General features: G+C 64.8%; 18 protein-coding genes. 5 read left to right on the forward strand and 13 right to left on the reverse strand.

The genetic code is table 11. The features are described from left to right. Positions 1–169 precede the first annotated feature (169 nt). Positions 170–547 (reverse strand): hypothetical protein, encoded by a 378-nt coding sequence (locus V3H56_RS26835; protein ID WP_042731541.1) that lies wholly within the window; start codon positions 545–547, stop codon positions 170–172. 500 nt (positions 548–1,047) lie between these two features. Here V3H56_RS26835 and V3H56_RS26840 point away from each other — a divergent pair, with 500 nt between their 5' ends. Further along, entirely contained in the window at positions 1,048–1,425 is a 378-nt protein-coding gene (locus V3H56_RS26840) for a DUF6124 family protein (protein ID WP_338474037.1), read from the forward strand. A gap of 564 nt (positions 1,426–1,989) precedes the next feature. Here V3H56_RS26840 and tagQ read toward each other — a convergent pair. The 12 genes from tagQ to tagH all read right to left on the reverse strand — a co-directional run bounded on the left by tagQ (position 1,990) and on the right by tagH (position 19,337). Then, on the reverse strand, positions 1,990–2,928 hold the full coding sequence (gene tagQ / locus V3H56_RS26845; RefSeq protein WP_047735753.1) for a type VI secretion system-associated lipoprotein TagQ: 939 nt from the start codon (positions 2,926–2,928) through the stop codon (positions 1,990–1,992). A gap of 85 nt (positions 2,929–3,013) precedes the next feature. Beyond that, positions 3,014–4,759, reverse strand: coding sequence for an SUMF1/EgtB/PvdO family nonheme iron enzyme (locus V3H56_RS26850; protein ID WP_042731538.1), 1,746 nt, complete (start codon positions 4,757–4,759; stop codon positions 3,014–3,016). Continuing rightward, positions 4,752–5,948: an FtsX-like permease family protein gene (locus V3H56_RS26855; protein WP_047735752.1), complete on the reverse strand. Its 1,197-nt coding sequence runs from the start codon at positions 5,946–5,948 to the stop codon at positions 4,752–4,754. Before V3H56_RS26855 ends, V3H56_RS26850 begins: the two co-directional genes overlap by 8 nt. Beyond that, positions 5,948–6,664: an ABC transporter ATP-binding protein gene (locus V3H56_RS26860; protein ID WP_053150316.1), complete on the reverse strand. Its 717-nt coding sequence runs from the start codon at positions 6,662–6,664 to the stop codon at positions 5,948–5,950. Before V3H56_RS26860 ends, V3H56_RS26855 begins: the two co-directional genes overlap by 1 nt. Next, complete coding sequence (locus V3H56_RS26865) at positions 6,664–9,747, reverse strand: serine/threonine-protein kinase (protein WP_338474038.1); 3,084 nt, start codon at positions 9,745–9,747, stop codon at positions 6,664–6,666. Before V3H56_RS26865 ends, V3H56_RS26860 begins: the two co-directional genes overlap by 1 nt. Further along, complete coding sequence (locus tag V3H56_RS26870) at positions 9,744–10,475, reverse strand: protein phosphatase 2C domain-containing protein (protein ID WP_042731534.1); 732 nt, start codon at positions 10,473–10,475, stop codon at positions 9,744–9,746. Before V3H56_RS26870 ends, V3H56_RS26865 begins: the two co-directional genes overlap by 4 nt. Then, positions 10,476–11,129 (reverse strand): type VI secretion system-associated protein TagF, encoded by a 654-nt coding sequence (tagF, locus tag V3H56_RS26875; RefSeq protein ID WP_047735748.1) that lies wholly within the window; start codon positions 11,127–11,129, stop codon positions 10,476–10,478. It abuts the gene before it with no gap. Next, positions 11,126–14,626, reverse strand: a complete 3,501-nt coding sequence (tssM, locus tag V3H56_RS26880; RefSeq protein ID WP_053150324.1) for a type VI secretion system membrane subunit TssM — start codon at positions 14,624–14,626, stop codon at positions 11,126–11,128. Before tssM ends, tagF begins: the two co-directional genes overlap by 4 nt. Beyond that, positions 14,623–15,927 carry a DotU family type VI secretion system protein gene (locus tag V3H56_RS26885; RefSeq protein WP_042731476.1) on the reverse strand — a complete coding sequence of 435 codons (1,305 nt, stop codon included), beginning with the start codon at positions 15,925–15,927 and terminating at the stop codon, positions 14,623–14,625. Before V3H56_RS26885 ends, tssM begins: the two co-directional genes overlap by 4 nt. 6 nt (positions 15,928–15,933) lie before the next feature. Further along, a complete protein-coding gene (gene tssK / locus V3H56_RS26890) occupies positions 15,934–17,268 on the reverse strand; it encodes a type VI secretion system baseplate subunit TssK (RefSeq protein ID WP_047735746.1) in 1,335 nt (444 codons plus the stop codon). A 15-nt stretch (positions 17,269–17,283) separates the two neighbouring features. Next, a complete protein-coding gene (gene tssJ / locus V3H56_RS26895) occupies positions 17,284–17,790 on the reverse strand; it encodes a type VI secretion system lipoprotein TssJ (protein WP_042731474.1) in 507 nt (168 codons plus the stop codon). Positions 17,791–17,858: 68 nt separating this feature from the next. Beyond that, a complete protein-coding gene (gene tagH / locus V3H56_RS26900; protein WP_047735745.1) occupies positions 17,859–19,337 on the reverse strand; it encodes a type VI secretion system-associated FHA domain protein TagH in 1,479 nt (492 codons plus the stop codon). 417 nt (positions 19,338–19,754) lie between these two features. Here tagH and tssA point away from each other — a divergent pair, with 417 nt between their 5' ends. From tssA to V3H56_RS26920, 4 genes are all read left to right on the forward strand, one after another. Then, positions 19,755–20,792: a type VI secretion system protein TssA gene (tssA, locus tag V3H56_RS26905; RefSeq protein WP_047735744.1), complete on the forward strand. Its 1,038-nt coding sequence runs from the start codon at positions 19,755–19,757 to the stop codon at positions 20,790–20,792. An 80-nt stretch (positions 20,793–20,872) separates the two neighbouring features. After that, the gene (gene tssB / locus V3H56_RS26910; RefSeq protein WP_003177230.1) at positions 20,873–21,379 is read left to right on the forward strand and encodes a type VI secretion system contractile sheath small subunit; all 507 of its coding nucleotides are present in this window, start codon (positions 20,873–20,875) and stop codon (positions 21,377–21,379) included. Positions 21,380–21,381: 2 nt separating this feature from the next. Beyond that, positions 21,382–22,878: a type VI secretion system contractile sheath large subunit gene (gene tssC / locus V3H56_RS26915; RefSeq protein ID WP_047735743.1), complete on the forward strand. Its 1,497-nt coding sequence runs from the start codon at positions 21,382–21,384 to the stop codon at positions 22,876–22,878. Positions 22,879–23,086: 208 nt separating this feature from the next. Then, on the forward strand, positions 23,087–23,575 hold the full coding sequence (locus tag V3H56_RS26920) for a type VI secretion system tube protein Hcp (RefSeq protein ID WP_042732852.1): 489 nt from the start codon (positions 23,087–23,089) through the stop codon (positions 23,573–23,575). The last annotated feature ends 23 nt before the right edge of the window (positions 23,576–23,598 follow it).

Below are 23,598 nucleotides of genomic sequence, written 5' to 3' on the forward strand. Positions count from 1 at the left end.
GCCAACCTGACGAGCGCAGGCGATGAGCTTCTGTGGCGAGGGAGCTTCCCGCTCGGCTGCGCAGCAGTCGCCAATCGCCGTGGTGGGCACCCTTTGGCGCATCACGCACCCCATTTGGGGCGGCTGCGCCACCCAGCGGGAGCAAGCTCCCTCGCCACGGGGGCTGTGGCTAGGCTTTCGGTTTCTTCGGCTTCAGATACCGGGTCAACCCTTGGAACCAGATCACCAGCGCCGGATTGCCCTTGATCTGGATCGACTTGTCCTGGATTCCCGTCATGAACGCCAGCTGCTTGTTCTTGGCCTGCATCGTCGCGAAACCATAAGCCGCGTCCTTGAACGCGATGGCGAACGCCGGCGTCGGGTAAGTACCAGACTGGCTGGTGATGCGCTGGTTCTTCACGGTGAAATGCCGGGCCACCTTGCCGTCCAGGGTTTGCAACTGGAACACCAGCTCCTTATCGCCCAACTGCTGTTGAAACGCCGGGTTGGTCCGGCTGGCCTTGCCCATCAGCAAGCCCAGCATCCACAGCAGGAAACGAAATTTCATCGACAGCGCCTCGTAAAGAAAGATGAATGCAGGGCAGTTTAGCGATTCCTTGGCGGAACGCCATCATCGAATCGATTTAGCGGGAGATCAGCCTGTTTTTCCGCATGATGACTACCAAGTCACGAAAATACTCGCATGTAAGAGGCTTCTGTAGGTGCTGCCGAACAATGCGAATTTTCGGTCCTTTCCCCGTCCTGGTTCTCGGACATTTCCTGCAAGACGCCGGGCTATCGATGAACTAGGCAGCCTTTCGGAGGCCCGCTAACCTTTGGCCGTCATCGCAAAAAACGGTGACACGGACGTGCAAGTCCGGTTTGGTACGCAATTGGTTATGGCTATTGACCGAGCATTTTTCTATGCTCGCGTCCCGTTATGGCGATTGTGCGTGGGAGACCTTCGGGTCTGCCGGCGGTACCGGACCGGTCTTGCACACCTACGCACAGTTGCCACCTCTTCGAATGCAAGCGAATGGTCGGCCGCCCCAACTCTGGTACATAGATATGGTCAAGCATTCTCCCAATCCGCCGAACTCGGCAAAGTCCCGCGCCGAAGCCCTCGAAACCAAAAAGGACGAAGACGCCGCCACCCGCGCCCTCGACTACTACCTCAATCCCAAACCCTCCCCGCCTGAAGCCGACAAGAACCAGCTTTTCATCGTCGCCCCTCACATCGACACCGAAACCCTGCTGGCCAACGCCTCCGAAGACCTGCTCTCTATCAGCACCCTCGCCGCCGACCTGGCCGATGACGTAGAAGACTCACGCCGCAGCGTCGCCCTGGCGATCAGCCGCATGGTGGATGGGGTTCAGTTGCTGGTTGAGCGGGCGCTGGATCGTCTGGAAGCGCAGGAGGCATCGGCGCTGGCAGGCAAGGGGTAATTGCAAGCCGGGCCGCTCCCACAAGTGGATGAAGTACAACCGGGAGAGGTAGGTCGGCTATAAGGCCGCCTTCGCGGGCAAGCCCGCTCCCACAATGGATCGGCGTACACCCGAGAGAGACAAGTCGGCCGTAAAACCGCCTCGCTTTGGCTTTGGCTTTGGCTTTGGCTTTGGCTTTTGATCTTGAGGCCCCGTTAACCACGATGGCCGAACGCAGGTGTTGCGCAGTGGGCACCTCGGCATGGATGCCGAGGTAGCCGCGCTGGGCCATGGATGGCCCTTCGCGGCGGCCCACGGAGCAAGGCCTGCGTTCGGGCACACCGAGCCTAGGCGAGGTGCCGAGTGGTGGGGCAAGCCTTTTTTGCGTACTTTTTTTGGCGTCTGAAAAAAAGTGAGCCGCTGTAAGAGCGGAACCCTAAGTGGCCGTTACCGCAGCAATGGATCTGTACCCGGTCAACAAAACCGTGCCCGACAATTAGGCCGCCTTCGCGGGCAAGCCCGCTCCCACAGACTTTTCATGCGGTGATCACGCCGCAAAAGCCGTGATCACCAGCAACCACTCAATCAAACATTCGGGCAAGGCACCGGTGCCCAGTCGCCCAGGTCCGGGTTCTTGCACATGCTGTTGACCTGGCTGGTACCCGCGCTGGCAACCTGCTTGCTTTCAGCCTGCTTGGCCTTGGCATCCTGCAGGGTCTTCTCGGTGGCAACGGCTTCCTTCGGCACCGCTGGCAGCTCTTTCTTCTTCGCCGGCTGAACCTTGGCCTTGGTCTTGGTTTTGGTCGGTGCCACGACTGGCGTGGTGTCGGCGGTGGCCACGGTGACAACGTCGGTACGCTGCACGCCTACCTGCTGCAGGTCTTTCTCGTAAGCCTGGGTGTAGTTGTTCAGGTCTTCAGCCGCCTTGCCGTTGACCGCGACGATCAGGTCGTTGGACTCTTTCAGGCCGGCGACGATTTCCGCCAGGCGCTTGCGGCCTTCGGTGTCGTTGACGGTCTTGGCCTTACGGTCGGCCACCAGCTTGGTGAACGCGCTCTGGTAGCACTGTTGCGAAGCCTTGGCGTACGCGGTGCTGCGGTCGATGTCCGAAGCGCTCTTGTTGACGTCAGCGGCGTAGGAGGCGATGCGCTGGTTGTCATCGGCGATCTGCTTCTGGCGCTCGGTGTAGTAACCGGCGGCGCCACCGGCCAGGGCACCGCCCGCGGCACCGATGGCAGCATTGCGGCCACGGTCTTCCTTGTCGGCGGTCAGGGCGCCCAGCAGCGCACCGCCCACGGCACCGACGGCCGCACCGGTGACCACGGACTTGGTCATGTCACCCTCGGTGGAACGCAGGTGCTGCACCGGCTCGTAGCAGTTCGGGTAGTACTCGACCTTGGTGCTCGACGCGACCTTGGAGGTCGGCGAAGTCGCGCAACCGGTCAATACAGTGCTGAAGCCTACAGCGACCAGCAGCAAGTGACGCTTGGAAACCGAAGCAAAAGGTTTACGGGAGAAAAGCATAGTTGTGTTCTCGTTTAAGTTTTGACCAGCTCAGCGCGGCCCCATCGCCGCCTGAGTCCCTTCCAAGCTCGCTAACAACGAACGCTCAAGACCGCTGAGCGCTCGATGCGAGCAATTCCTTCAATATCGCCGCCGGGTCGGCTCGTTTTTGCTGACGATAATCCCCGACATGGCGAACGAATAACGTGGCACGCGCCACCAGGCTCTTGCCCAGTACCGGTTTGCGCTCCAACTCTTCCTTGACGCGCTGGAACTGCGCCTGGATCACCGCGTCGGTGTAGCGCGTGCCGGTGGCCAGGTTGTCGATGTAGATCGCCACGGCGCCCTCCAGCGCACTGCGACCGTTGTCGATGGCCGTGGCGAACAATTGCGCACTGGCGTCGTCCTTGGCATCCAGGGCCGCCTGGCGACTGTTCTGCAGATTGGTCAGGCGGATGTTGTAGTTGTTGACGGTCTCGGCCACCAGGGCCGATGACTGGATCAGGTTGCCGGCCGCTTCCTCGCGCTGCTGGGCGATGAGCGAGACGTTGCGCTTGAGCTCTTCGTTGACCAGCCCCAGCTCGGCTTGCAGGCGCGGGTCGACGCTGGCGGCGATGATGCTGTCCAGGCGTTTGGTCGGGTCCTCGGCATCGTCGATGGCGTCCGTCAGGGACGCGAGGCGCCCTTCTTTCTGCCATTGGGCAAACAGTTCCTTGTAGCGCGAACGCGGCGCCGACAACGCCCCGACCGCCACCCGGAAGCCGGTGGTTTCGTTGCTCTGCTCGGTGCCGTCGGCGGCGAACAGCGGATACTCGCGACGCATCCCGGTGAACAGCGTGCCCTCGCCTTCCAGGTAGTTGCCACCCTTGACCACGAAGCCGCCATAGGCGCCCTGACGGCGCCCGGCGTGCACCAGTTGGAAAGACTCCTGGACCATTTCGGCGGCGTTGCCCACCACGTCGAACAGGCCGATGGGGTTGGGCAGCTTGGTGCCGATCGGCATCAGCCGTGCGGCCTGGCCGGTGCCACCGGCGACCTGGTTGAACACCGCCCAGTCGGCCAGTGGTCCGTCGCTTTCGCTGCCTTCCAGGCGCCGGGGGAACAGTCGCCCTTCCAGGTCCTGGCGGCTGACCGCCTGCCCGCCACGGGCGGCGAACTCCCACTCGACTTCGGTGGGCAGGCGCACGAAGCCCAGCCCGCCGTCCTCAGCGGAAGTGCCGCGACCGCTCACCGGCAGCAGGTCCTTGTGGTACTTCATCAGCCAGGCGCTGTACACCGCCGAGAAACGCTCAGCCTCGAACTTCGACAGTTTCACCTTGGGCAGCCGACCGGCCACGCCCTGGGGCAGGTCGGCCTGCAAGGCCTCGCAGGCCGGTGCCGGTTCGCCGCTGGCCAGCGACTGGGCCTGGGCCATGACCTGGGCGTACTGGCGCGCGGTGACTTCGTACTTGCCGATGAAGTACAGCATCGGCTTGAGCGGCGTCTTGGCGTCGGTCTTGGGCATCAATGGCGTGATGGTCTTGTTCCAGTCCTTGGGCAGGTCCTTGAGGGTGAACTGGCCGTTGATGAAATCGCGCCGGTAACCGGAAATGAACGACTGCTGGTAACCGGCCTCGCCCTCGCTGAACGGGTAGCCGAGGCTGATCTCGCGGTCGTCGAGGGTGCCCTGGGCCAGGATGTAGACGTAACGGAACACCATCTGCCCTTCGCAAGGCAGCGGCAGGCTGACGTCATCCGGCAACGGCTTGGGGTTGTCCAGCTTGTCGCTGGCCTCGTCGGCACTCGCCGAATGAGGCAGGGCAACCAGGCCCGCCAGGCTCAACGCCACGGCGGCGGCTAATAACTTATACATCTCGGATTCCTTCACTGGCCTGGATGCGCGCCACACGCCAGCCACCGCATGCCGCCGCCACGGCACTGACGCCGAGCACGGCCACCAGGGCCAACAGGTAGTGGCGCAGCAGCAGATGGCTGGCGTATTCGCCCGGCAGCTGCGCAAATAGATAATTCAGCCCCGACTGCGCCAGGCCATACAGCCCGGCGCTGAGCAGGGCCGCAAGCCCGGCACTGTAAAGCGCCTGCAACACCACGAACAACAATAGCGCAGCGGTGGACACCCCCAGCAGGCGCAACACCGACAATTCCCGGCGCTTACGCTCGACGGCCGCCAGGGCCCCGGCGAAGATGGCCGCGAAGGCGCCGGCCAGGGCCAGCCCGGCGATGATCCAGAAAACGATCGACAGATTGCGGCTCAGCGACTGCACCTGGGCGATGGTCTGGGCCTGGGTCGACACCAGCAGGTGCTGCGCGGCGAAATACTGGCGCAACGGCTCGACGTCAGCGAGGCCGCGGGCGTACAGCCGGAACGCCGGGTACACCCGTTGCCCCGCCACACCCGGCACTTCGCCCGGCCAGTTGAACGCCGGCACCGCGCGACCGTCGCGATAGTCCTCGGCCGCCTCCAACAAGGCCAGCGGGGCGAACAGGCCGTCCCGGGCGAAGGCTTCCAGCGGCAGCACGTGCAGCACCTGGACCTGCGTGCGCTGCGCCTCGCTGCGACCGGCCACCTGGCGGCCGAAACTGGCCTGCAACCAATCGCCCGCCTTGGCCCCGAGTTTTTCCGCGGCGGTCTGGCTGAGCACCACCTGGTCCAGCCCCTGCGGCACCGGCAGACGCTGGAGCAAAGGGTCATCGGCTGCCGTGGGGATCATTTCCACGGTGACCGGCGAAGCGTCGCGGCTCAACTCGGCGGTCGCGGCGATCTGTCGGGTGCGCGGCAAGGCGAAGGCAACGTCGCCACGCTGACCCAACTGTTCGATGAACTGGGCGCTGAAGCGGCCACCGCCCAGGGGGATGATCTCGCGGGTGGCCGGGTCGTTCTGCAACCGCTCGGTGAGGCTGCTGACCAGGCCGAACTTCAGCCCGAACAACACCAGCAAGGGCGCCACCACCGCCACCAGCGCCAGCACCGAGCACGCCGACAGCCACGCATCGTTGCGGTAATCCTGCCAGGCCAGGGAAGCCACCAGCGTGCTGCGCATCAGCAAGCCTCCCCAAGCGTGGCGGTGACGCCGCCGTCGGCATCGCGACGGCAACTGATGCGACGCACCTGCAAGCCGCTGGCACGGGCCAGCGCCTCGTCGTGGGTGGCGACGACGCAGCAGACACCGTACTCGCGGGCCTGGGCCACCAGCAGGTGCATCACGCGCTCGGCGTTCAAAGGGTCGAGGGCGGCGGTCGGTTCATCGGCCAGCAACAGCCGAGGACCGTGGGCCAGGGCCCGAGCACAACTGACGCGCTGGCGCTGGCCGACGGACAAGTCCGCCGGTTTCTTGTCCAGTTGGTCGGCGATGTCCAACTGCCCGGCCAGGCGCGTCACGCTGCCGTCGTCCTTCAAGCCGAGCAGCTTGCGCGACAGCTCGATGTTGCCGCGCACGTCCAGAAAACCCAGCAGGCCACCGGTTTGCAGCACATAACCGAGGTGCTGGCTGCGCAACTGCGCCAAGGCGCCCTGCCCGGAACCGCGCCACAACCGGGCGATGTCCAGTGGCGTGTTGGCGGGCGTGAAGTCGAACCGCCCGGCCTGGTCCGGCGCCGACACCAGGGCCAGCAGGTCGAGCAGCGTGCTCTTGCCGCACCCACTGGGGCCGACCACCGCCAGTTGCTCACCGGCGCGCAATTGCAGCCGTGGGATCACCAGGCTGTAGCGCTGGCTGCCAGCGCCTCGGCTCTTGTGCACCGCGGTCATGTCCAGCATCACGGCAGCGTCGACAACGGAACGCGGTACAAGGCATCACCCGGCTCGGCATCGCCGAAACGCACCCAGTTCGCCAGGTCGTTGTGGAAGGTTTCGTAGAGACGGATTTTCGAATCCAGCTCGTCGATGAAGTCTTCCTGCTCGGCCACGCTCAAGGACAACCACAAGTCCTGGGTCATGTTCAGCGACTTGCTGCGGTACGGCAGCCCTTCCAGGTATTCGCCGAGGATCCCGCCGTCGGCGAGGTTGCCGCCCTTGCGCAAGGCCGACGGGTCGCGGCTCATGTAGGCGCTGGCGCTGGCGATTTCCTGGAAGAAATCCTTCGGCGAGCTCTGGGTCTTGCGGGCCGCGTCAACGATCAGCTTCAGCGATTGCTGCAGGTCGTTGAGTTGCAGCTTGGTCAGCATCACGCACACCTGGAACGCCGGCAGCGCCGGGTTGGTCAGGTCGCGATCGGCGGTCCAGGCGCTGACCAGTTGCGGCGCCTGGCTGGCGCTCTTGCGCCCCAGGAAATCCATGTGCATCGCGTAACCGACCGCCGCCGACTTGTCGGCCAGGCTCGGCGCGGCGCTCAACTGCGGCACGCTCTGTTCCTTGTTGCTGCGCACTTGATGCACCAGGTCGGCGAACACCGTGCCGATCTCGTCGACGCGCTCGCCGAACTTGCGCACATCGGCGCCCGGCACCGGAATGTACAAGTCGCCGATCTGCGGGTTGGCGTCGGCGGTCAGGGTACGGTACTGACTCTGGGCACCGGCGTGGGTCTTCTTGCCGGCGTCGCTGAGCAGGTGCAGGGCGTAGATCTTGATCTGCTTGCCCAGCGCCGCCTGGCGCACCTCGGCTTCGTTCATCTGCGTCGCGGCGAAGGGATCGTTCTTGCGCAGGGCGCCGGCGTCGGTAACGAGCAGGATCAGGCGCCCGCCATAGCCGGACCAGTCCATGCCCTCCACCGCTTCCATGACGCCGGCAAACGCATCTTCGTTGAACGAATGGCTCGACACCGTGGACGCCTTGACCTGGCGCGCCAGGTCCATGAAGCGCTGCGGGTCGCGGCCCTGGTCCAGGGTGATCAGGGTCTTGGCCACGTACTCCAGGCCTGGGGTTTTCTTGACGCTGCTGCGAAAACCCACCATGCCGAAACTGACACTGTCCAGCTCGCCACGCTCGGCGATCCGGGCCTGCAACTGATGCACCACGTCGCGCACCTGGTCGATGTACGGCTGCATGGACACCGTGGTGTCCACCACCAGCACCACGGCGGTGCGGAACGCGTCGGCGTTGGCATTGAGGATCGGCGTGTTGCCGGACGCCGCCTTGGCCGTATTGCCCGGGTCGATGGACGCCACGTTCAGCAACTGCACCGGCTGGCCGTTCTCGTCGAGGCTCTCGCGGGAGTCGAAGATCGGCAGCAGGTAGAACTGTTTCTCCGGCACGGCGCTGGCGGCCGGCTCCAGGGCCAACACCTGCTGGTTGTCGGACGGGCTCTGCTGGGCTTTGAGCAGCACATTCCTGGCGGCGGAGGGGTTTGCCAGCAGCTTCTCCACTTCGCCGGGCTGGCGCAGGAACATCACCGGCGCGCGGCCGGAACGTTCGGTGAACTTGAGCACCAGGCTCTGCTTCCAGTCGCTGACCTGGGCGGCCGGCAACCAACCGTCGCTGCGGCCATCGGTGGCGGCGCCCACACGCACCCACGGGCTGCCGTCGACGTCTTTGCGCTGATAGACGTACAGCACCGAGAACGCCGGCAGGTCCTTGCCGGGCGCGGCACCCGGCGCATCGGCCAGTTTTGCCCCCGGCTTGGTCAGCACCCGCTGGAACAGGGTTTTCTTGCCGGCCATCAACAGCGGACGCTGGCCACCGTCGGCCTCGGTGGCCACGGGTGGGCTTACCGGCGGCTTGGCCGCTGGGGTTTCGGGCGTCTTCACCGGGGGTGTTTCCGGCGCCTTCACCGGGGGCTTGCTCGACGAAGGCGTGGAGGCCACCGGGGGCTTCGCCGCTTTGCCGTCATCACCGGACAACCACCAATAACCCGCGCCGCCCAGCGCCAGCGCCACGGCCACCGCGACGGCGGCCAGGGCGAACACAGGGGTCTTGCGGGCCGGTGCCACGGGCGGGCGCGGCGGCGGTGGCGGCGGTGTTGGCTGGGGACGGGACGGCGGCTGCGCGGGGCCGCTCGGGATGTCGATGGACACCGGCGTCAATCCCGCCAGGTCTTCGCCCATGGGTTTGGTCGCAACCGGCAGCGGCAACGGCCGGATCAGCGTCGCCTCGTTCGAATCCGCGGGCAGGTTGTCCAGCGCCCGTAGCAGGGCCGCCGCATCCGGGAAGCGCTCCGCCGGATCCTTCGCCAACAGCTTGCGCAGCACGTCCTGGTAACGACCGTGGTGCACCGGCAACTCCGGCAACGGCTCGGTCAGGTGGGCCAGGGCCGTGGACAGCGCGTCATTGCCGGTATACGGCAGCTTGCCGACGAGGATTTCATAGAGCACCACGCCCAGGGCATACAAGTCGGCGCGGCCGTCGATGTCCTGCCCGCGGGCCTGTTCCGGGCTCATGTAGCTCGGCGTGCCGACGGCGAAGCCGGCCTGGGTGAACTGGGTGCGGTCGTCCAGGGACTTGGCGATGCCGAAGTCCGAAAGCACCGCCGTGCCGTCGGCGCGGAACAGGATGTTCGCCGGCTTGACGTCGCGGTGCACCAGGCCCAGGCCATGGGCGTAGCCCAGGGCCGAGGCGATCTGGCGGATGTAGATCAGACCCTGCTCCGGCGTCAGGCCCGCGGCGATGCGTTCCTTGAGCGTGCCGTTGGGCAGGTATTCCATCGCCATGTAGTACAGCTCACCGACATTGCCGATGTCATGGATGGTGACGGTGTGCGGGTGCGACAGCCGCGCCAGGGTCTTGCCTTCGCGCAGGAAGCGCTCGCAGAACGTCGGGTCGGCGGCCAGCGCAGCGGCCATGACCTTCAGCGCGACCTTGCGCTCCAGCGAGCGCTGGGTCGCCAGGTAGACACTGGCCATCGCGCCTTCGCCGATCTCGCCTTCGATGTCGTAGCCGGGGATCTGGATGTTCAGGGCAGGGTTCATGACGGCACCTTCACGACCACCACGGTGATGTTGTCCGGCGCACCGCGCCTAAGGCCCAGGGACACCAGGCTGCTGGCGATTTCGCCGGGGTCGTCATGGCTCAGCACTTCGCGGATCTCTTCGTCTTCGACGGTCTTGGTCAGCCCGTCGCTGCACAGCAGGTAGCTGTCGCCGGGCACCAGCAGCAGTTCGACCATCGCCAGGTTCAACTGCGCCTCGACGCCGATGGCCCGGGTGACAATGTTGGCCCGTGGATGCACCCGGGCCTCGGCTTCGCTGAGCAGGCCACTGTCCTGCAGGTCCTGGACGTAGCTGTGGTCTCGCGAGATGCCCTCCAGCACGCCGTCGCGCAGGCGGTAAAGGCGACTGTCGCCGGCCCACAGGCACATGCCGCGCAGGTCGCGCGTCGCCAGCACCACCACGGTGCTGCCCATCATGGTCACGCCACGGTTGGCGGTTTCTTCACGTACGGCCGCGTTGACCCGCAACAGGTCGCTCTGCAACGCCGCGACGTACTCTTCCAGCGAACGGCCCACGGCAATGCCACGCAGGCTGTCGACGATCAGGCTGCTGACGTAGTCGCCCGCCGCGTGCCCGCCCATGCCATCGGCGACCACCCACAAGCCGTGCTCCGGCAGATCCAGGCAGGCGTCTTCGTTGACCTGGCGGACCATGCCGACATGGCTCTTGCTCGCAGACTTGAATGCTTTTCCGGCACTTGGACGCATCTACACAACACCTTCTTGGCCAAGCAAAAATTGCGCAAAATCAGCGGCGGCCGGCAGCCCCTGGCAGCGCATCAGGCCAGGCGCGATGCGCTCGGAACCCTGGCCCCACCACAGGCTCGCGCCTTCGCAGGCCGACTCGGCCAGGGCGCTCATGCGCCGCTGCGGGTCGGTGGCATCGAAGCGATGCAGGCTGGCGAACCGGCCGCCCGGGGTGCGCGGCAGGTACATCGGGCTGCCGAGGCTGTCCAGCTCGGCGCCGAACGCTTCGAAACTGGCCTCCACGTTCAACGTGCTCAGCAACAGGTTTTCCACCCGTTCAAACCAGTCGTCCGCACCGCCGACCACGGACGCAGGGTCGGCGTCGGGCTCCAGCAACACCGCGACCGTCAACGGGAAATACCGTCCGACCCGGTCGATGCTCGGCATCACCACCCCAGCTGCGGCGTCCGGCCCACACACACCGGGCGCCACCAGGAACCGCCACAGCGGGCTGACCAGATAAGCATCCAGCCAGCGCTCGCCGAGGCTGCTCTGGCTGGCGAGCAGGCCCGCCGCCAGCCACGAATCCCACGGGCCGATGAAGCTCTGGGGCAAGCCACGGCTGACGAAATCCCCACGGCTGGCCAACTTTCCATAGAAGCCCGGCGTACTCATAGCCGCTCCGGCAGGCTGAAGCCACTGAGCACCCGGCTCTTGAACGGGTTGAAGGCGCTGTTGGCCCGCAGCTCGTAGGAAGCACTGGCGTTATCGACCCGCAGCCGCAGGTTGAAGCGATCCGGCGAGTTGCCGGCGGTCAGGTCCGATTGCTCCAGAAGCCGGAACCAGGCCCACGGCCCGTCCAGGGTGATGCCGGAGCGGCCGCTGGAAGACGGCGGCATGATCGAGATCCGCACCACGCCGATGCTGCCCGGGTTCGGCCATTGCATGGCGGTCGGGCGGCTCGGGCCGTGGTCGTAGCTCAACTGCTGGCCATCGAGGTCGAGCAAGAATTGGGTGATGGTCGAATCCATCGCCACCGGCTTGAGCTCGAAGCGCACCATCGGCTGGGTCCCGCCGGAACGGAAGAACGCATCGCGAATGGCCGCCGCACGCTGGAAGGTCTGCAGCACGCCCGGGGCGATGCCGAGTTTCTGCGCCGCGCCCGGCTGCCAGCGCCAGGTCGGGGTGGAAGTGTCCACGTAGGGTTGCAGGTACTTGCGGAAATAGTTGTCCATCACCCCGCCGACGCCGAAGAACTGGCCGAAGTCGTCGAGGGTCGCGTCCCGCGCACTGCCCGGCGACATCGGGTACCGCCCGGCCAGGGACTGGCGATAGATGTTGACCACTTCGCTGGTCCAGGCAGCGTTCAGTTGGTTGCGCACCCCGCCCATCATGCTGTTGGTGGTGGAATTGACCACCGACTTGACCAACCCCTGCACCAGTGGTGGCTGGCGTTCGGCATTGAGACTGACCCGAGTAGCGGCCGCCTGGGCCTGGTTCTTGGCTTCGCCGAGCAAGGCGTCGCCGCTGGCGCCCACCATGGCGCTGACCTGCACGTACAGCGCGTTCATGTCGGCCAGCAGGCCATCGATGGCCGCCGGTTCGCCTTCTTTCTTGCTGACGATGCTGTTGAGCTCGGCAAAGTGCGCCGTGATCGGATCGTCATTGGCCTGGGGCGCGTCCTGCGGTGCCTGCTCCTGGCCGAGCAAACTGCCCAGGCGCTCCTTGAGCTTGTCCACCCCACCCTCCGCCGGCGCGCCCTGGGCGGCCAGCAGGCGCTCATCCTGTTGCAGGTCGGTTTCCTTCGCCACCGCCACCAACAGCTTTTTCAACGGCGAGGTCGGCCCGGAAATCACCCGCAGCACATCGGCGGCCTGGGCCACGCTGGTGATCGGCACGAAGTCGATATCGGCCAGCAGGGCGTCCCATTGGCGCTGGTAGTCCTGGAAGTACAGGCGCCGCACGTCCGCCGCCAGGCTGGCGACGTTCTGCTGGTCGGCCTGCTCAAAGCCCAGGACCCACTGTTCCTCAGCCAGAGTCCCGGCCTGGCTGAGGCCGGTGAGCAGAAAGCCCTGGCGGTAGCCCTTGACGGTGAAGAATCCGCTCAGCGGCTCGCCCAACGGCTTGCCGCTCTTGCGGCTGAACACCAGCGCAGCATCACGTCCGGCGGCTTCATTGATGCGGAAGTCCGGGATGCCGTCGGGCAGCTTCTGCCGCTTGATCCGGTCGTAGACCCGTTGCGCCACGGGCAGTTGCTGCAACTGGCGACGCAGGTCTTCGATCAGGCGCGGGTCCAGGCGCGCCGTCGGCGGACGCCGCTCGAACAGCGCCTGCAAGTGCTCGTTCAAGGCCGCACGCTGTTCGGCCGGCAGGTCGCGCGGCAGGGTGCGGTCCCAATCCAGGGCGATCCAGGCCTTGATGAAGTCGGCATCGTAATGTTCGGTGTCGGCGAGCATCAGGTAGGCCTTCAGGCCTTCGTAGAGGAAATCCGAATTGCCGCCGCTGTGCAGTTGCTCTTCGATCCGGGTCAGCAGGCGCGGCCCGAACACGGCGATCAGCAGCTTGCGGTACACGCTGCCGGACTCGGCTTCGAGCATGTCGCCCTGGTACAGCCCCAGGCCCTCGGCCCAGTCGGGAGCATCGTCGGCCAGGTGCTTGACCGCGTTGAGCAGCGGCAACACCGCCAGCACATCACGCTGGGCCGGGCTGAGGTTCTGCACGGTCTGGCCCAGCGGCGCGACCTTCTGGTCGACCTGGGCAATGTACGCCTGGTTGGCGCGGTAGCTGACCCACCACAAAGTCCCGACCACCAGCACCAGGACCACGGTGGAGGCCAGCACGCCTCGGGCGATCCACTTGCGCCGCCGTTCGACCTTGGGATCGACGCCCACCAGCCCACGCTCGGCGAAGGCCACGGCAGTGAACAGTTTTTCGATGAAATAGCTGCGCCCGGTACCGGTCTGGCGCGCCAGGTGCTGGCGGTCCAGGTTCATGCTCTGGGCCATGGAGCCGATCAGTCGGTCGATCGGGCTGCCTTCCTGGGTGCCGCTGGTGAAATACACGCCACGCAGCAACACCCGCTCTTCGAAAGCGTTGGGCTTGAACACGCCCTCCAGGAAGCTTTGCAGGCAATCCTTCAAGGCGCCGAACTGCTGCGGGAAACCGTAGATCAAGTCGCGCCGCGCCGGGTCGCGTTCTTGCTGCAGGCGTTCTACCAGGCGGTCGTTGAGACGCTGCTCGAGGCCGGCGAATTCGCTTTGCAGGTGCGCCAGCGGGCTGTCGTTGCCCTTGCCATCGTCCAGGGCGAAGGTCATGCCCCAGACCTGGGCGCGCTCTTCCTTGCTCAGGGTATCGAAATACTCCATGAACCCCGGCACCAGGTCGAGCTTGGTCAGCATCAGGTAGATCGGGAACCGCACGCCCAGTTGGGTGTACAGCTCCTGGATACGCAGGCGGATCGCCGCGGCATGGGCGGCGCGCTCGGCCTCGCTGCCCAGCAGCAGGTCGGAGAGGCTGATGGCGATGAACGCGCCGTCGATCGGGCGACGGGCGCGCTGCTTCTTCAACAGGCCGAGGAAGCCCAGCCACGCGGCCTTGTCCACGGTCGCGTCGCTGTCCTGGGTGGTGTAGCGGCCGGCGGTATCGAGCAGCACGGCCTGGTCGGTGAACCACCAGTCGCAGTTGCGCGTGCCGCCCACGCCACGTACCGCACCGGCGCCCAGTTGCGCGGCCAGCGGGAAATGCAGTCCGGAGTTGACCAGCGCCGTGGTCTTGCCCGAACCCGGTGGGCCGATGATCACGTACCACGGCAGCTCGTAGAGGTTGCGGCGTTCGTCACCGCCCAACTTGGCTTTCTTGAGCAGCGCCAGGGCTTCGTCCATGCGTTGGCGCAGGGTCTCGAGTTCTTCGGCGGTGGCGATGCTGGTGGGGTCGGGCGGGGTTTGCTCGGCCAGGCTGCGCATGACTTCGGCGGCCTGCCGGCGGGCCTGAATAATGCGAAAAACCCGGTAGGCGATCCACACCGCGAACACCAGGATGATCAGCGCCCAGCGCCGGCCTTCGGGCACCAGCCAGTCCAGCAGCGGGCCAACGAACCAGATGATCAGGCTCAGGGCGATCAGCCCCAGCAACGGGATGACCCAGCGGATCATAAAACTGAAAAACGCCTTCACTCGACCCCCTCCGCCAATACGGTGATTTCAACCCGACGATTGCGCGCACGGCCCTCTGCCGTGGCGTTGGAAGCCAGCGGCTCGGTGTCGCTGCGGCCTTCGGCGCTGAAGCGCTCGGGCTGGCCAGTCTTGGCCGAAAGAATGTCCAGCACCGAGCGCGCCCGTGCTTCGGACAGCGCCCAGTTGGACGGGAACCGCAATGTGGCAATCGGACGGTTGTCGCTGTGGCCGGTCACCAGGACCTGGCCCTTGACCTTGCGCACGGCATCGGCGATGCGCAGCATCAACGGTTGGAAATCGTCCTTGATGCTGGCGCTGCCCGAGGCGAACAGCTCATCGCCCCGGATGGTCACCACCGAACGGTCGACGGCGTCTTCGACGGCAATCCGTCCGGCCTTGATCTCATCGGCCAGGAAACCGGCCAGGCGTGGTCGCTCGATCAGTTTCGGCTGCACCACGGGACGGTCGATGGTTTGCACCGGGATTTCGCCCAGAAAGTGAATGTTCTTGAACACCGGCTCGGCATCGGAGGCCAGCTTCATGCGCAGGCCGAACAACAGCGCCAGCAGCAGCGCCGCGCCAATGGCCACGGCGATCCACGGCGGCATGAACTGCGCCAGTCGATCACGGGCCACGGTGACACCGCGCCAATGGGGCGACAGCTCGCGTTCATATTCGCCACGGGCGCTGCGGATCACCGCGCTGGTGCGCTCGCGCAACGCTTCCAGTTGGCTGCGACCGTCGTTCATCACCCGGTAGCGCCCCTCGAACCCAAGGCACATGCACAGGTACAAAAGCTCCAGCAGGTACAGGCGTTCCCGCGGGCTTTGCAGGCAATGCTCCAGCAGCTGGAACACCTTCTCGCCGCCCCAGGCTTCGTTGTGCACAGTGATCAACAGGCTTTGCTTGCCCCAGTCACTGGTGCCGCCCCACGGCGTACTCAGTACGGCTTCATCCAGCGCGGTGCACAAGGCGTAGCGCGCCAGCAGCACGTCGTTGCGCACCACGCCGGCGGCCTCGGCGCGCTCTTCGAACTGACGCAGGTAGGCCAGCAGTTGCGCGCGCAAGCTGGCCGGGGCCGGGTGGGCGATGGTGTTGCGCAGGCGCGTCAACAAGGCCAGCAGCGGGCCAGCGGCGCTTTCCAGCGGGTTGAGTCCCTGGGCCTTGCCGGTCAGCACCGGCGCGGCCGGCATCGACAGGGGCGCGGGGGCCGGTTGCGGGCGTCCCGGGTCCTGGCGGAAGGGGTCCGCGCCACGGCCACCGGGCGTCGGCATGAACTGAGTACGATCGTCGTTGCTCATCGCGGTTTATCCTCGGATCGCCCAGAAAGCCAGGTTCAAGCCCGGGAACTGACCGGCGATGTGGAACGCAAAGCCGCCGGAGTTGCTCAGTTGCTGCCAGTGGTCGCTGCCGCGGTCGAGCTCGTAGTAGGTGGAACCGGCGTGATACGGCAATTGCCGTGGCGCCACCGGCAACGGCAGCAGGCCGATGCCCGGCAGTTGCAGGTTGACCAGGTCGCGGATGTGTTCCACCGAACCGACCTTGCTCTGCTGGCCGAAACGGCCGCGCAGGGTTTCGGCGGGGACATCGGCGCGCACCACCAGGATGAAGCTGGCGCTGTCGAGCAGGGTCTTGTCGGCCAGCATCGCCACGTGGATGCCGTAGGCTTTCTCGACAATCGGAATCGGCGTCGCCTTGCTGTCGATCAGCATCGACAAGGCTTCGCGCAGCGCTTGCATCACCGGGGCGAAACTCAACGCCAGGTCATCGTGCTGGTACTGCGGGTATTCCTGCGGTCGGCGCCCGGAAGCGGTGAAGGTCGAGAACTCCCCGGCCAGGGCCACCAGTTCGCTGTAGAACCGCTCGGGGTGCAACGGGCTCAACTGGCTCAGGTGCTGGATCAGCGGCTGGGCACGGTTGACCAGTTGCAACAGCATGAAGTCGGCGATCTCCGAGGCGCCACCGGCGCCGGACGCCACCACTCGCCCGGCCAGGGCTTCGCCACGCTGGTGCAGCAAGCCCAGCAACTCACTGCGAAACGCCGCCAGGGGCTTGGAAGCGATGACATCCAACAGCGGCGGGATGTACGTGTCGTCGAGCACCAGCGCCCGGTCGGCGCGTTTTTCCTTGATGCGCACCACGCCGATGGCCGCGTAGTCGCCGATGCCATCCTCGGCGGTCAGCAAGCGCAGCGCGCGGGCACCCAAGGCCACCGGGGCACGGTTTTCGAAGGGTGCGTTGTCGTCGCGCACTTCACTGACCTGGCTGATGTAGCGCGCGGCGCCCAGGGCCTCGCCTTCATCGACGGTGTCGCGGGCACCGGCACGCTTGAGCGGCAAGGCCAGGTACACCAGGCCATCGCGCAGGTTGTCGTCGATGTTCAGCGGGGTCGGCGCCAGGTCATCGTGGGGGATGTTGAAAGGCGTGCCGTCCGGCAACAGGCCCCGTGCCGAGATGATCGCCAGCTTGCCCTGGGCCAGCAGGCCCTGGTCGATCAGCAATTCGGAAAACCCCCAGGCGCCGGCCGACAACGGTCGGCTGCGCGCGTCGATAAGGTTTTCCAGGTAACGGTCGTGCTGTTGGAAGTGCTGCGTTCCAATGAACATGCCTTCCGACCAGACCACGCGATTGTTCCAGGACATGGGGGCTCCGATTGCTTATTGGGCAGGGCTGGATGGGGGGACGACGACGCTGCTGCGCACGGCGCGCACGTCGAGGCTGATCTGGTATTCGGTGTATTGGCGCGGCGGGACATTCAAGACCGTGCGCCAGAGCGACTGATCCAGTTCGCGATAGCCCACCAGGATGCCGATGTGGCGCGTGGCCGGGTCGAGGTCACGTTGCAGGCTCAGTTGCTGATCGGGCTGGATCAGCACCTCGTCCTGGTCGATCAGGTCGGCGCCCAGCGTCGCCTGGGCCCGTTCGGCCAGGGCGAAATAATCGGCGCGGCCGAAGGTGGCGGCATTTTTCAGTTCGAAAATGCGCACCCGCACCGGGGCCGGCTGGCCGGTGGCGCCGGGGTTGAGGCCGGCAATGGCATGCAAGTGCAGCTCGACGGCGGCGGTGTCGGCTTCAGCCTCTTCGGGCTGGGACTTGGCCCCATCCTTGGCGCACGCCGTCAACAGAAGCGCGGTGGCGACTGCGAGTAAAAACCTGGGAATCATCCTGCGTCCTCAATGACGTTTGAGCTATCCGTTGTGTGCTTGTGGTTATTGTTATGGGACGACGACGCTCAATGGCGTCGCTGTCGTGTGCTGTGTTCTTCGTAGGCGCGGCTGAATTCACGGCCGAACAAGTCCTGGAAATCCTCCTGGGCCTCCCGGGAAATATTGCTGTAGAGCTCGGTGAACTGCTGCCAGTACTGGGCTTGCCGCGAGCCGCTGAAAATACCCGAAAGCCCGCCGGGCTTGCCCATGCGTTCTTCCAGTTGCGCCGGCTCGAAACGCGCCAGCAGATGCTTGATGGCGGCTTCTACCCCGGCCATCACCGCCAGTTGATGTGCACGCAGGTCATCGAAACTGTCCCGCACCGCTGCGTCCGGCGCCATGAACGCCTGGTTGCCATGGCGCAACAGCAGCAGCATCGCTTCATCGACGTTGGGGGCGAACTTCAGCGGGTTGTTTTCCACCGGCTGGATCATCGTCTGCTGGATACGGAATTCACCCTTGAGGCTGCTGCGAGCGCGCAAGACATCGATCAACCCTTCGACCATCAACCGGTAGCTGCGACCGATGCTTTCCATCTGTGCCTCGGCCTGGGCCTTGTCCAGGCGCAACTGGTCCAGCCCGGCGCCACGCAGGAACGCTTGCAGCAGGTCGGGCTGGAGGCTATCGACCGGGGCCGCCGGCGCTTCAGCGCGGGGCACCGGTGCGTCAACGCGAGTGACCGGCGCCTCAGGCAGCGGCACGGGCTCGACGGGTACGGCCACCGGCGGAACCGGCACGGGGGTCACGGGGGTCACGGGGATCGGTATCGGCTCGATGATCGGCGGCGCCACAGGCGGCGCAACGGCGACAGGGGGCACCGCTACGGGTGCCGGCTTGTCGCTGAACAGGTCCCAGTCTTCCGGGATCACCGAGCCAGGATTGACCGCTACCGGCTCGACCACGGGCGGCGGCGCAGGCCGTGGGATCGGCGTCGGGGGACGGAAATCGTGCTGTTGGGCGGGCACATGATCGGGCTGGGTGGCCGGCGCAATACTGGAGGGCGCCAGGAAATCGAACAGGTCCGGCAAGGTGTCCATGGCCGACCCGCCCTGGAAATGCGCAGGCGACGTCATCGGCATCGACACCGGCATGGGGGCAGGCGCCGCGGCGCCCTGGCGCCCCATCAAGGCTTCGAAGCTGCTGGGTGATTCGGCAAACGGGTTGCTGTCGGTGACCGGCAGGTTGAAGTCGACGCGCGCCTGGATTTCATAATCGCCGATGCGGATCACTTCGCCATCCTGCAATGGCTCGCTGTTGCCTTTGCGCAAGCGAACGCCGGCCTTGACCAATTCCACACCATTAGTGCTGTTATCAGTCAAATAATAGCGCCCGTCCTTGTATTGAATAACGCAATGTTTGCCGGATACCAGGCGCTCCGGGTCCGGCAATACCCAATCATTATCGGAATTACGGCCAATTGCCATCACCCCCTGGTCCATGGACTTTTCAGAACACTGACCCGGGGTAATCTTGTGATAACTAGTGATAGTCAAACACAGCGGCATCTCGCCTCCTTGCTGAATACTTCTGCGCACGTCTTCGCGCGTGGGCGTAGCCGGGGGAGAACTGCCCCGGCGACACGCCAAAAACCTTGCAAAGCACCGCGAAACGGCTTTTTGCCAGCATGATGGCTGATCTTAACCGGCCTGCATGACAAAAAACCGCTCTCGGTACCTACCTCGACCTGCCAGTCGCGTGGGTTGTTAAGCGCCTCACAACTGTAACAGAGTCGAAATAGCTTACCTTGACAAGCGATAAGTACTACACCAAAAATGCACAACTTCTTGAATATCAATGATGGCACTTTAAGATCATAGCGCATCTATCGGGCCATTACCGTCAAGAGACATGTGAAGTTCCATCCGGAACTTGCGTGAACTGCCCGACTTCATTGTGCACGGGCGATAGGGAGATCGATCCAAGTGGATGTGCCTTTGCTGCTCGCCGCCGTTTCCGCGAACTCGCCTTGCGGTGAAGACCTGGAATATGACGCGGATTTCTTGCGCCTGGAACGCGATTCCCGAGGCCAGCCCGAGCGCAGCATGGGCGACTCGATCCTGCCTGCCGAACCCCCTGAATGGCGCAGCATCCAGCAACAAAGCCTGGACCTGCTGCAACGCAGCAAAGACCTGCGCATTACCCATTTCCTGCTGCAAAGCTCCCTGGCCCTCGAAGGCCTTCCGGGGCTGGCCAGCTCGCTGACCCTGATCAGCGAATTGCTCAAGCAATACTGGGCCGACCTGCATCCGCGCCTGGATGCCGATGACGACAACGACCCCACCGTGCGCATCAATGCCCTCGCCGGCCTGACATCCGACATGACCATTCGCCTGGTGCGCGAAAGCATCCTGGCACGCTCGCGCACCTTCGGTGCCGTCAGCCTGCGCGCCGCCGCCAACGCCAGCGGCCTGCAAAGTTTCGCCGACGAAACCCTCGGCGCCGAACAACTGGCCGGCGCCCTGCGCGACAGCGATGCCGAGCAACTGGAGATCACCCGTGCGGCCTTGTCGCAAGCCCGCAGCGCCGCCGAAGCCATCGAACAGCAGGTCAGCGACCAGGTGGGTTCGGCCCAGGGCGTGGACCTCGGCCCACTGAAGCAGCCGCTCAAGATGGCCTTGCAGATCCTCGGTCAGTTCGCCCCGCAAAGCGACGACGCCGCACCAGTCGACGAGGACAGCGCGCCCGACGAGCTAGATGGCGCCCCTTCCAGCGGCGCGGCCACCAGCGTGCCAGGCGCACCGCGTGCCGCCAGCGGCGAAATCGCCAACCGCGACGACGTGCTGCGCAGCCTTGATCGGATTCTCGCTTACTACACCCGTCACGAGCCCTCCAGCCCCCTGCCGGTGCTGTTGAACCGGGCCAAGAATCTGGTGCACGCCGATTTTGCGGCAATCGTGCGCAACCTGATTCCCGACGGCATGAGTCAATTTGAAAACCTGCGCGGCCCAGATAGCGAATAAAAGCGAACGGATCACGCAGTCACGTCACCGGTACCACCGATGACGCCAACACCGTCGCTCAAGCGACCAGGAGCAGCAACGTGGCGAAGCAAAGTTCTCAGAAATTCATCGCGCGCAACCGCGCGCCTCGAGTGCAGATCGAGTACGACGTCGAGCTCTACGGCGCCGAGAAAAAGGTCCAGTTGCCCTTCGTCATGGGGGTAATGGCTGACCTCGCCGGCAAGCCCGCCGAGCCTCTGGCACCGGTGGCCGATCGCAAGTTCCTCGAAATCGACGTCGACAATTTCGACTCGCGCCTCAAGGCCATGCAACCGCGCGTGGCGTTCCATGTGCCCAACGAGCTGACCGGCGAAGGCAACCTGAGCCTGGACCTGACCTTCGAAAGCATGGACGACTTCAGCCCCGCCGCCGTGGCGCGCAAGGTCGACTCGCTGAACAAGCTGCTCGAAGCGCGCACCCAACTGGCCAACCTGCTGACCTACATGGACGGCAAGACCGGCGCTGAAGAAATCATCATGAAGGCGATCAAGGACCCAGCGCTGTTGCAGGCCCTGGCGAGCGCGCCGAAGCCAGCACAGGACCAATGATCATGACTGACAATACCGCCCGCGAAGGCGTCCAGAACCTCGGCGCGACCGAAGAGACCAGCGAATTCGCCTCCCTGCTGCTGCAAGAGTTCAAGCCCAAGACCGAACGTGCTCGCGAGGCCGTCGAGACGGCCGTGCGCACCCTGGCCGAGCAGGCCCTGGCGCAGACTGACCTGGTGTCCAACGACGCCATCAAGTCGATCGAATCGATCATCGCCGCCATCGACGCCAAGCTCACCGCCCAGGTCAACCAGGTGATCCACCACCCCGACTTCCAGCAGCTGGAAAGCGCCTGGCGTGGCCTGCACTACCTGGTCAACAACACCGAGACCGATGAGCAGCTCAAGATCCGCGTGCTCAACATCTCCAAGACCGACCTGCACAAGACCCTGAAGAAGTTCAAGGGCACCGCGTGGGACCAGAGCCCGATCTTCAAGAAGATGTACGAGGAAGAATACGGCCAGTTCGGCGGCGAGCCATACGGCTGCCTGGTGGGCGACTACTACTTCGACCAGTCGCCACCGGACGTGGAACTGCTGGGCGAACTGTCGAAAGTCTGCGCGGCCATGCACGCCCCGTTCATTTCCGCCGCCTCGCCAACCGTGATGGGCATGGGCTCGTGGCAGGAACTGTCGAACCCGCGCGACCTGACCAAGATCTTCACCACGCCCGAGTACGCCGGCTGGCGTTCGCTGCGTGAATCGGAAGACTCGCGCTACATCGGCCTGACCATGCCACGCTTCCTGGCGCGCCTGCCATACGGCGCCAAGACCGACCCGGTGGAAGCCTTCGCCTTCGAAGAAAACACCGACGGCGCCGACAGCTCCAAGTACACCTGGGCCAACGCCGCCTACGCGATGGCCGTGAACATCAACCGCTCGTTCAAGCACTTCGGCTGGTGCTCGCGCATCCGTGGCGTGGAGTCTGGCGGTGAAGTGGAAAACCTGCCGGCCCACACGTTCCCGACCGACGACGGTGGCGTGGACATGAAGTGCCCGACCGAAATCGCCATTTCGGACCGCCGTGAAGCGGAGCTGGCGAAGAACGGTTTCATGCCGCTGCTGCACAAGAAGAACACCGACTTCGCGGCCTTCATCGGCGCCCAGTCGCTGCAGAAGCCAGCCGAGTACGACGACCCGGACGCCACCGCCAACGCCAACCTGGCCGCGCGCCTGCCGTACCTGTTCGCCACTTGCCGTTTCGCCCATTACCTGAAGTGCATCGTGCGCGACAAGATCGGTTCCTTCAAAGAGAAGGACGAGATGCAGCGCTGGTTGCAGGACTGGATCCTCAACTACGTCGACGGTGACCCGGCGCACTCCACCGAGACCACCAAGGCCCAGCACCCTCTGGCGGCGGCCGAAGTGATCGTCGAGGAAGTCGAAGGCAACCCGGGTTACTACAACTCCAAGTTCTACCTGCGTCCGCACTACCAGCTCGAAGGGCTGACCGTGTCGCTGCGCCTGGTATCGAAACTGCCGTCGGCCAAGGGCGCGTAAGCAACAGTATTTGTCGGCAGGCCTGTTCCTTGTGGGAGCGGGCTTGCTCGCGAAGGCGTCGGATCAGTCGACATCGGCGTTGGCTGCCCCACCGCATTCGCGAGCAAGCCCGCTCCCACAGGTACGGTGTTTCGGCTGACATCCAAAGAAGTTTCGCAAGGTCAGCGTCAACCAAACAATGTGGTTAGAAACCACACAGGGAGAAAACATGGCTGTTGATATTTTCATCAAGATCGGCGACATCAAGGGCGAGTCCATGGACAAGGCCCACAAGGACGAAATCGACGTCCTGAACTGGAGCTGGGGCATGTCCCAGTCCGGCAACATGCACACCGGCAGCGGCGGTGGTGCGGGCAAGGTGAACATCCAGGACCTGTCGTTGACCAAGTTCGTCGACAAGGCCTCGCCGAACCTGATGATGCACTGCGCCAGCGGCAAGCACATCGACAAGGTCAAGCTGACCGTGCGCAAGGCCGGCGGTGAAAGCCAGGTCGAGTACATGATCATCAACCTGGAAGAAGTGTTGATCACCTCCCTGAGCACCGGCGGCTCGGGCAGCGATGATCGCCTGACCGAAAACGTCACCCTGAACTTCGCCAAGGTGCTGGTGGACTACCAGCCACAGAAAGCCGACGGCACCAAGGAAGGCGGTCCGGTCAAGTTCGGCTGGAACGTGCGTCAGAACGTCAAGGTGTAATCGAACACGCCCCCGGTGCCCTG

The organism is Pseudomonas sp. MS646, assembly GCF_036693845.1.
In the GTDB taxonomy this organism is placed as follows: domain Bacteria; phylum Pseudomonadota; class Gammaproteobacteria; order Pseudomonadales; family Pseudomonadaceae; genus Aquipseudomonas; species Aquipseudomonas chlororaphis_E.